The organism is Sinomicrobium halophytocola (assembly GCF_052983395.1).
Map to the genome: position 1 here is coordinate 248,167 of NZ_JBRKIT010000011.1, position 7,999 is coordinate 256,165.

Annotated in this window: 7 protein-coding genes; 2 read left to right on the plus strand and 5 right to left on the minus strand. The window is 39.9% G+C overall.

Annotated features, from left to right (window positions below; genetic code table 11):
• Positions 1–10: 10 nt before the first annotated feature.
• Together ACVBDY_RS03230 and ACVBDY_RS03235 are read left to right on the plus strand one after the other, a co-directional pair.
• Positions 11–1,708, plus strand: coding sequence for a GMC oxidoreductase (locus ACVBDY_RS03230; RefSeq protein WP_447174030.1), 1,698 nt, complete (start codon positions 11–13; stop codon positions 1,706–1,708).
• Between the two features lie 104 nt (positions 1,709–1,812).
• Positions 1,813–2,253 (plus strand): gluconate 2-dehydrogenase subunit 3 family protein, encoded by a 441-nt coding sequence (locus ACVBDY_RS03235; RefSeq protein WP_447174031.1) that lies wholly within the window; start codon positions 1,813–1,815, stop codon positions 2,251–2,253.
• Positions 2,254–2,406: 153 nt separating this feature from the next.
• Here ACVBDY_RS03235 and ACVBDY_RS03240 read toward each other — a convergent pair whose 3' ends face one another.
• The 5 genes from ACVBDY_RS03240 to fabD all read right to left on the minus strand — a co-directional run bounded on the left by ACVBDY_RS03240 (position 2,407) and on the right by fabD (position 7,763).
• Positions 2,407–2,661 (minus strand): phosphopantetheine-binding protein, encoded by a 255-nt coding sequence (locus ACVBDY_RS03240; RefSeq protein WP_447174032.1) that lies wholly within the window; start codon positions 2,659–2,661, stop codon positions 2,407–2,409.
• Between the two features lie 424 nt (positions 2,662–3,085).
• Complete coding sequence (locus ACVBDY_RS03245) at positions 3,086–3,919, minus strand: 4'-phosphopantetheinyl transferase family protein (RefSeq protein ID WP_447174033.1); 834 nt, start codon at positions 3,917–3,919, stop codon at positions 3,086–3,088.
• Positions 3,861–4,514, minus strand: coding sequence for an MBL fold metallo-hydrolase (locus tag ACVBDY_RS03250; RefSeq protein ID WP_447174034.1), 654 nt, complete (start codon positions 4,512–4,514; stop codon positions 3,861–3,863). Before ACVBDY_RS03250 ends, ACVBDY_RS03245 begins: the two co-directional genes overlap by 59 nt.
• A gap of 12 nt (positions 4,515–4,526) precedes the next feature.
• A complete protein-coding gene (locus tag ACVBDY_RS03255; RefSeq protein ID WP_447174035.1) occupies positions 4,527–5,474 on the minus strand; it encodes an acyltransferase domain-containing protein in 948 nt (315 codons plus the stop codon).
• Positions 5,475–7,763, minus strand: a complete 2,289-nt coding sequence (gene fabD, locus ACVBDY_RS03260; RefSeq protein ID WP_447174036.1) for an ACP S-malonyltransferase — start codon at positions 7,761–7,763, stop codon at positions 5,475–5,477. It abuts the gene before it with no gap.
• Positions 7,764–7,999: the final 236 nt, after the last annotated feature.

Here is a 7,999-nt window from a genome sequence, read left to right on the forward strand (position 1 = left end):
ACCAACAAGAATGTACATCAATAAAAAAGGTAAAGACAAGAACACATACGATGCCATAGTCATAGGCTCCGGTATAAGCGGGGGCTGGGCAGCCAAGGAACTATGTGAGAAGGGATTGAAGACCCTGGTCCTGGAACGCGGGAGGATGGTAGAGCACATAAAGGATTATCCAACCGCCCACATGCATTTATGGGAATTTCCGCATAGAAACAGGCTGCCTCTGAAAGTGATCGAAGAAAATCCGATAGCAAGCCGATGTTATGCATATTCGGAAGATACCGAACATTTTTTTGTAAAAGACAGGGAACATCCTTATGAGCAGTCCAAACCTTTCGACTGGATACGGGGATACCAGGTGGGAGGAAAATCCCTGCTATGGGCACGTCACACCCAGCGTTGGAGTGATCTTGATTTTGAAGCTAATGCCAAAGAAGGGATAGGAGTGGATTGGCCCATACGATACAAAGATATAGCTCCCTGGTACAGTTATGTTGAAAAATTTGCAGGGATCAGTGGAAACAGGGATGGCTTGCCGCAAATCCCGGACGGGGAATTTCTGCCTCCTATGGAAATGAACTGCCTGGAAACTTACGTAAAGGAAACCCTTTCCTCGAATTACAAAGACAGACACCTGGTAATTTCGAGAACTGCTAATCTTACCACACGGCACAACGAGAGAGGACCCTGCCAATACCGGAATCTATGCAGGAGAGGATGCCCTTTCGGCGGCTATTTCAGCAGTAATTCCTCCACCCTGCCGGCAGCAGAGAAAACCGGGAACCTTACCATAAGACCCCATGCCGTGGTAGATTCCATAATTTATGACCGGGAAAAAGGCAAAGCAACCGGGGTAAGAGTCATAGACGCTGACACAAAAGTAGCTACCGAATACTTTGCCAAAATAATATTTGTAAATGCCTCCACCCTAAACTCCACCCTCATCCTGATGAATTCCAGGTCTGATCGTTTCCCTGACGGGTTAGGGAATGAAAGTGGAGAATTGGGACATAACTTGATGGACCATAATTATAATGCCCGGGTAGTTGGGGAGTACAGTGGACTTAAAGATAAATATTATGCAGGTAGGAGACCGACCGGTACTTATATGCCGAGATTCAGGAATTTTAAGGAAGATAAACAGCCTGATTTTAAAAGGGGGTATGCCTACTCTTGCGGAGGCTTTCGCCCTTCAGCTACCGACAAACACGGGTCATTAATAGGAAAAGAATTGAAAAAAGAAATGACCAGTGTCGGCCCCTGGATGTTTTCTATGCTTGGAATGGGCGAATGCCTTCCCTATCATGAAAATCGTGTTACCCTGCACCCGGACAAAAAGGATGCATGGGAAATCCCCCTGCTCGTAGTGGATGCCGAATATAAGGAGAATGAAAAAGCTATGGAGAAAGACATGGTCCTGTCCGCAATGGAAATGCTGGACAAGGCCAACTTTAAGAACATCCGGGACCTGAAGGAAAGAAGGAATTTCGGGCTCAATATTCACGAAATGGGAACTGCCCGGATGGGCAGGGATAGAAAGACTTCCGTACTGAACAAAAATAATCAGGTTTGGGGGGCAGAGAACGTATTTGTCACCGACGGGGCCTGTATGACTTCCAGCGGATGTCAAAACCCTTCTTTAACTTATATGGCCCTGACCGCCCGGGCAGCAGATTTCGCCGTAAGGGAATTAAACAAAAGAAATTTATAGCAATGTTACGAAGAACCTTTTTACACCGTGCAGGCCTATTAGGGGGAATAACACTAATTCCTTCATGGCTTTTATATTCCTGTTCATATGTACCAAAAAACAGGGTGAGCATTGAAGATGTTGAACTTTCTCTTCTCGATGACATAGGAGAAACAATCATCCCTACTACCGATGACATTCCCGGGGCGAAAGCTACCCGGATCGGGGAATATATGATCGTTATGGTAAAAGATTGTTTCAGGGATGAACAAAAGAAACTGTTCATCGACGGCCTCAACGATTTAGACCAAAAATGTGCAACTCAATATAACAGGTCTTTTCAACAATTGGCTCCCGATCAAAAACTCGAATTTTTGGGAAGATTGCAGGAAGAAGCTCTAAACTCAGAGGAAAAACACTATTTTGATATTTTCAGAAGCCTTACCATTAGCGGTTATTTCACTTCTGAAATCGGAATGGTACAGGCCAGGGCTTATGAGCCGATTCCGGGAAGGTATATTGCTTGCATGCCCCTTGAAGAAGGGCAAAAACCCTGGGCGATATAAAATATCGCCAGGATATGATGATAAGAGTCAAAAAACTGATCCCCTTTATCCCAACCAAAAACGATATCTTTTGACACAAAAAAGTTGCTTCGAGAAATTCACCCCAGGCAGATTGGAGAGTGTACCATCGGGAATGACATCAGGCAACAAAATTTACTTTTCCCTGAGTTTATGAGTAAATAGTATTGCAAGTTCACCGAGGTTAGCGGCTTTATAAAATTCATACGTCGGGTCAGTTAACGATAACTCTTCCAGCATTCTTGCAATGAGTTCAACCCGGCCAATGGAATCTATTCCAAGGGGGGACAACATTGAAGAACGTGTGATCGGACCGTGGTCTATATCCGCTGAGATATCAGCCACGTGAGCAACGATCAAATCAAAAATATGGTTTTCATTCTTATACATAATCTAATAGTTTTAAATGGGTTTAAAATTCATCTATCAGTTAATCCTTCAGCAATGACCTGCTTTTTCATTAATAACAATCACGGTTACTCACAAAAAGCTAATGACCGTGTCAATTCCGAAAGTCTTTTGGTAAATAAGCCATATGAAATAACTGAAGAAATAACCTGAAAAGTCATAATAAGATCAAAAGGTGAAACCATAAATGGCTTAGATCAGGGCCATTTATATTAAAAACTCAATGTTTGATGCATAGTTAATCAAACTAAGTTGGATGAGATTTGTAAAAGTTCATATTAGGAATTTTGAAAGTTGATCTGTTGTCAATATCACACTATAGCTGCTATTCAATCTAATTAAGCTCAAACCATAATTCATCTTCATATTGTACCCAATTAACAAGCAGGCGCTTATCAAGGATACTTTAAAAGTATAACTGCCGGATCACAGCGATATCTAAAATACTTTTCTTAGGTAAAACTATAGACCATGCATGTCCATTTGATATCCATGACATGGATTGATATTGTGGAAAATTGATAAAGCTACAAACAATAATCTCGTCCTTACGTTCAATATTTTCGATCTCATATAGATGAAAAGGTGTCATTAACCCGGTTTTTAACACTTTGGACAAGGCCTCTTTGATGGTCCACAAAACAGTAAGACTTTTATTACAATCTACATCAATTAAACTTAACCTATTTTGCTCATTAGAGGTTATAACCCCTTTAATTGTTTTACTTTGTTCTGCATTAATAGCCTCTACATCTATTCCCATAGGGTGTTCCTCGGGAAAAACGACAGCAAATCCCATTTCTGTAGTATGCGAGATACTAAGTTGTACATTTCCACCCTCAGCAAGATATAGAACGGGCTGTTGAAATATTCCTGAATCTATCCTCAAATCTGTTAAAACAGAATTCTCCATGAAAACGCCCAAAGCCATTTTAGCAGCATATCTGCCTAACAAGTAACTATGCTGTACTTTAGGAAATTTCAAGGTGTCAAAAAAGTTCAGTTCATTATTGTGAAGAAATGAATGTCTCGTTTCCTTCAGTACGGCAAGTGAATTATTAACCATGGCAATAGCAGCAGGAAACGCCCCGTCTGCTCTTTGTAAAGCAAATTTTTCAACAGCAACATTATTTTGCATGAACAAATTCATATCAGTTATTTCATCATCAATTAATATAATCTCATTTAAAAGAGAAAGGATCTGGTTGGTTCTTCCGCATTCTGAAATCTGCAAACGCATCCCTTCTGTTCAGCAGGAAATAAATATTGTTATGCAACAAAAAGCCCAGTTCCTTACCTGGTTTTTCTCCAAACGAATGCCCCGGCCAAATCAAAGTCTGAAGAGGCAAATACTGTTTTATAAATTGAACGGAATCATAGAGTGAATTAATGCCAGCATGGTCACAGATCCCTATACCTTCAATAAAAATGGTGTCTCCCGTAAAACAATGCCTATTGATGAGATAACACACACTACCTTTAGTATGTCCCGGAGTCAGCAATACCGTTATGGCAAAGGTCCCTATAACCATCTCCTGTAAATGCTGGATGGCTATAAGATTCGGGCATATAAAATCATATTCCCGGATCTCGATTTCCGACATATACACCGGGATTCCATAATATTCTGCAAAGGTCGAAGCCAAATCTGTATGGTCGTGATGAGAATGTGTTAAAAGAACTCCCTTCAACATAATATGATTTTCTTCTAAAAAGTTACTAATCAGCTCATAATCCCACGCCGGATCTATCAGAATACCGGAATGATTGTCATGAATCAAATAACATTGATTTTTTATATCTTGATTGGAAACACGAAAAACTTTTACTTTCATAACATTTAGTTTTTAACTCATCATTGTCTGTAACTTCTCTAACTGTCCCATTTCTTTCCTATAGGGACTCATAATATGAAAGGTTTCGGATTGGGTATCGGATTGTAAATTATATTTAACAAATGCTGCACTGGTTCCGGAAGGTCCCATGTCAATATATAAACAAGGGCCTTTTGTCTCAAAAAGATCAACCAATTTTGTGAAATTGGTGTATTGACTAACTGCCTGCCAAAAATAATCTTCTGTTAATTCATCGATCTCTTTTGCCTTAAAACCGGATATAAAACCAGTTATAGGATTATTAAAAGTATTCGCTGAACTGGTGTATTGATCGAAGTCAACTTTAGCAGTCTTCATTAATGGTGAATGGAAAGGGGTGTTTACCGGCAATCGAAAAGAATTAATCCCTCGTTGGGACAATTCATTTTCAAATAACTCTAAATGAGAGGTCTTACCCGATAAAGTAAAATGCCCGTTAAAATTATCCGATGCGAGAAATAGTTGATGTTGTACGTAGAGGCTCTTCAGTTTTCTTTCTTCGGCGAACACTACTAACATTCCGCCTTCAATATCAGTACGGCAAATTGATTTAGCTTGTTCTATAGCAGCTTCAATAGCCATGCCAGCGTCCCATACTCCACTTGCCACACCGGCAGCAAACTCTCCTAAACTATTACCGGATACAAAGTCTGGTTTGATCTCCATTTCCAACATTACTTCATACAGGGCAATCTCAACAGCAACAATGGCAGGATGGGTAATCAGAAGTTCATCGAAAGTTTCTTCTGTTTGGGTATAAAGCTCATCAATCAATGAATAGTTCAGCTGCTTTTGTACAATTTTATCCAGTTTTTCCAGGCTTCTTTTAAACTTTGGTTGCTGCTCATACAACTCCCGTCCCATCCCCCGATAGTGACTCCCTTGTCCGGAAAATAAGAATACAATGTGTTTTTTAATCATTTAATTATTGACCATTAATGCTGTATTTTCCAATAATTTCGCTGCTCCGACCATAATATTGATTCCTATTTCATCTACATGGCGTTTTTTCCAGCTTTCCATCGGGGTTCCTTTTACCCATTGATTAAATGCTCCCAATGCAGAGCCTGTGTGGACCTGAAAATTAGTTTTATTTTCTATATTTCCTTCAAAAGCCAGCTTATTGGTGTAACCAAAATACCAACGGAACACCAATGCCATTTTGTTCTTAGGATTTTGTTCTGCTTTAATGATTTCAGCTTCTGCTCCTATATTTTTACAATAATCTCTTACTTCGTCCCATATTTCATTGATACTTTTTCGGAAATAAGTTTTCTCTAATTGCATTATGATCTTTTCGGGGATCTCTTCTAACCCATTGTATTTGTTATATAAAGTATACAATTTGTTAGCTCTTGCAGCAAACAATACTCCTTTTCTGAGCACCTGTACTTTTGCTCCAATTTCAAACATATCTCCTGCCGGAGCATAGTCGGTGTCCTGTACATTAATATCCTGTAAAAGATCTTTCACCGCATCACTGGTACCTGCTTCTACCGTACATTGATTAACAGAGCCTGTAACAATGAAATCCGCTCCCATTATATAAGCGCACATTGCTGCCTGAGGCGTACCAATTCCGCCTGCCAACCCAACGCGTATGCCTTTATCATAATCGTATTCTGCCATGATATCCGTTCTTAAGCGTTGGATGGAAGGTAATAGAACCATAGCAATTCCACGATCTGTATGTCCCCCTGAATCCGCTTCAACACATATATCATAACTCATTGGTACTTTTTTGGAAAGAGCTGCCTGCTCTGCTGTGATAAGCTCTTCTTCCAAGAGATGCCTCACTAATTTCCCGGGAGCAGGACGCATAAAAACCTCTGCTACTTCGGGCCTGGAAACCTTGGCTATAATATTATGTTTACAAATAACTTTCCCATTTGGCCCCTTTTGCAAACCTTTTAATCTGTAATAGACCAAAGCAGGCATCATTTGCATATAAGCCGAAGCTTCTATATTTGTCACTCCATACAAGAGTAAAAGCTCCATAGCTTTCATTTCAGAAGCCGGGTCGTTCAAATTATGTAAGAAGTTCACTCCGTAAGCTTCTCCATTAGTTAATTCCTCCTGAATTTTAATAATGTTTTGCTCTATTTCTGCCAAAGGCATCCCCCCCGTGCCAAGAAAGCCCATAAAACCAGCTTTTGCCAGACGAACAACCAATTGATAAGAGGCTATTCCTCTATACATTGATCCGGCCATATAAGCATATTTAAGTCCGTAATCTTTACGGAATTCATGACTTCCCAAACGGGTGGAAAGACAGGTTTTTATTACAGGCTCACCATTAACCTTACTATTCGAAGCTCCATTGACATGTGGTTTCGGGTTTTCCTTAACCAATTCTTCTTCATGAGTTAATGGTATACAGTTTTCTGTAATTTCGTTAACCATTTTTGTCAGAATAACGCTTCCCGTCTCTTCATACTCCGTAACTCCTTTACCCATTAGCATTCGGATGGTATCTGTCCATTGTACAGGGCTTTCAATCTGTTTAGCTAAAAGATCGATGATTTGTCCATCCGGATAAACTTTTGCCGTAACATTAGCGATTACAGGGGCCTGTAAAGCAGAAAAACTAAAGTTTTGAAGATAATCTTTAAATTCTGAAGCAGCAGGCTTCATATATCTTGAATGGAAAGGAGCACTTACAAAAAGGGGAAATATCTTAATTTTCTTTTCTTCAAATTCTTGTACAATCTTGTCGATAGAATTCTGAGGTCCTGCAATTACAATTTGAGTGGGTGTGTTGATATTGGCAATATCAATATCGCTATAACCGCTTTCCTCCAACAGTTTTTGCACAACATCAACCTGCAGGCCTAATACTGCTGCCATCCCTCCCCCGGATGCCGCGGCCATCAGCGCACCTCTTTTTTGAACCAGTCTTAATCCTGTTTCAAAACTAAATGCTTCAGCAGCCAATAAGGCATTGTATTCTCCCAGGCTATGTCCGATAAAAAAGTCCGGTTTATTTCCCGATTGGTTTGCATAATGGGTAAATGCATTTACCGTATAAAGTGCCGGCTGTGTAAATTGTGTTTTTGCCAACTGACGCTCGGGATCTTTGATGCATAATTCTTCAAGGTTGTAACCCAATATTTCTGACGCAAGAATAGTTTCTTGTCTGAACCGATCGAATAGGCCTTTTCCCATCCCTTTGTATTGGGATCCCTGGCCTGGGAACATTACTACTTTCATATGTATTATGGAGTGTTTTAGTTTATGTGCTATAGTGTTTGTTTTATACTTTATTTAGTACTGATACGCAAATTTCAGTCATCAAATAAATTCAGTTAGCAGCTCTTTCAGGTGTGTTTTGCTAAATATAGAAACACCTAATATTTGCATGATAAGAGATCACTTTTCAGATCATGTTTGACACGCGGTTTTCATCATCGTAATGCTCTACTAATCTAAGTGGCTCGGGATAGAGT

Bases quoted from the DNA above. Each gene is read 5' to 3' on its own strand.
- ACVBDY_RS03255 (WP_447174035.1), bottom strand. From the start codon at position 5,474: ATGATTAAAAAACACATTGTATTCTTATTTTCCGGACAAGGGAGTCAC.
- ACVBDY_RS03240 (WP_447174032.1), bottom strand. From the start codon at position 2,661: ATGTATAAGAATGAAAACCATATTTTTGATTTGATCGTTGCTCACGTG.
- fabD (WP_447174036.1), bottom strand. From the start codon at position 7,763: ATGAAAGTAGTAATGTTCCCAGGCCAGGGATCCCAATACAAAGGGATG.
- ACVBDY_RS03250 (WP_447174034.1), bottom strand. From the start codon at position 4,514: ATGAAAGTAAAAGTTTTTCGTGTTTCCAATCAAGATATAAAAAATCAA.
- ACVBDY_RS03245 (WP_447174033.1), bottom strand. From the start codon at position 3,919: ATGCGTTTGCAGATTTCAGAATGCGGAAGAACCAACCAGATCCTTTCT.
- ACVBDY_RS03230 (WP_447174030.1), top strand. From the start codon at position 11: ATGTACATCAATAAAAAAGGTAAAGACAAGAACACATACGATGCCATA.